The following is a 1,455-nucleotide window of genomic DNA, read 5'->3' on the forward strand; positions in this document are numbered from 1 at the left end:
GGCTGCCTAATGGTTTTGTCAAGCGGCAGTAGCGGTTGCGCGGTAGTCAGCCCGATAGGGCTGGCGGGTGTGCAGCAGTGCGTGCAGGACGTTGATGCGGCGTCTGGCCAGCGCGATGAGGGCTTGGTGGTGTCGTTTGCCCTCGGCGCGTTTTCGGGCGTAGAAGGCTTTGCTGGCCGGGTCGGAGCGGATCGCGGCGAACGCCGACTGGTAGAAGACGAACTTCAGCGTCTTGCTGCCCGCGGTCGCGCGTCGCAGGTAGTGCATCTTGCCCGACTGTTGCAACACCGGCGCCAGCCCGGCGGCCGAAGCCAGCTGGTCAGCGCTGGCGAAGCGGGCGAGATCGCCTGCTTCGGCCAGGAATTCGGCAGTCAGGATGGCCCCCATCCCCGGCATGCTTGTGATGAGGGCCGCGTCAGGGTGGCGGTCGAGATCGTCCCTGATCTGGGATTCGAGCTCACCGATGCGACGGCGAGCCGAGACGGCTTCGGTCGCGAATTCGCGGGCGAACTCGGCCATGCGAGCCTGTCCGGGCACGACGGTGCGTTGGGCCTGGGCCGCGGTGAGCGCCTTGTCGACCAAGGGTTCGGCGTAGTTTCGGCGGACACCGAGTCGCAGCAGGTGCTCGGTGATGCGGCGACGTCCGGCGCGGCGGATCTCCTCGGGGGTCACGTAGCGGGCCAAAAGGTGCAGGTCACCGAGGTTGGTGACATCGACGGCGCGTTCCAGACCCGGGAAGATACTGGTCAGGGTTTCTCGCAGTCGCTGCAGACGGCGTGTTTGGTCCACAACCAGCTCACGTCGGCGACCGACGAGGATGCGCAGGTCGATGGTGGTTTCGTCTTCGGCGGTGACCTCGCGCCAGTCGTCTCGCAGGCGCAGCTGGTCGGCGATGGTTTTGGCGTCTCGGGGGTCGGATTTGGTTTCGCCGCCCTTGGTGGCGCGGCGGGCGCGGTTGACCACCAGGCCCGGGATGTGGACCAGGCGGATACCTGCCTCGACGAGCATCGCGGTCAGCAGGCTGGCGATCCCGCCCATCAGGTCGATCGCGACGGTGATCTCACCATGGTCGGCGCCGATGGCGCGCAGGTGTTCGATCAACCCGTCGATACTGTCGGGATCATTGTTCACCCGTCGGGAGACAAGGACTTTCCCGGTTTCGGCGACGACGATCGCGACCCAGTGGAACTCCTTGGCGACGTCGATGCCCACGACAACTGCCATGTAACCCTCACTCGTTTCGGCGTGCGTGCGGTGCGTCCCCGCTCCGCCGGCAACGCCCTACACAGCGATGGTCCGCAGTGCCTAATCAGCGGTCGGAACAAGGGGGCGGGGCGAGCGGCCGAGCCACCTGAGCCATCCAGGGCAGCACGCATGAAAGCCATACCCGCCCCGCCTGCACACCCCGATCATTCCGGACGACCGGAGGCACATCAGAAAGGTAGGGCGGCATGA

General features: G+C 66.3%; 1 protein-coding gene. It reads right to left on the bottom strand.

Annotated features, from left to right (window positions below):
- Positions 1–18 precede the first annotated feature (18 nt).
- Complete coding sequence (locus ON21_RS30375; protein WP_039803653.1) at positions 19–1,224, bottom strand: IS110 family RNA-guided transposase; 1,206 nt, start codon at positions 1,222–1,224, stop codon at positions 19–21.
- Positions 1,225–1,455: the final 231 nt, after the last annotated feature.

The organism is Nocardia araoensis NBRC 100135 (genome assembly GCF_000308435.1).
GTDB lineage: Bacteria > Actinomycetota > Actinomycetes > Mycobacteriales > Mycobacteriaceae > Nocardia > Nocardia araoensis.

Excerpts from the sequence above, each read along its gene's own strand:
- ON21_RS30375 (WP_039803653.1), bottom strand. The coding sequence starts at position 1,224 with ATGGCAGTTGTCGTGGGCATCGACGTCGCCAAGGAGTTCCACTGGGTC.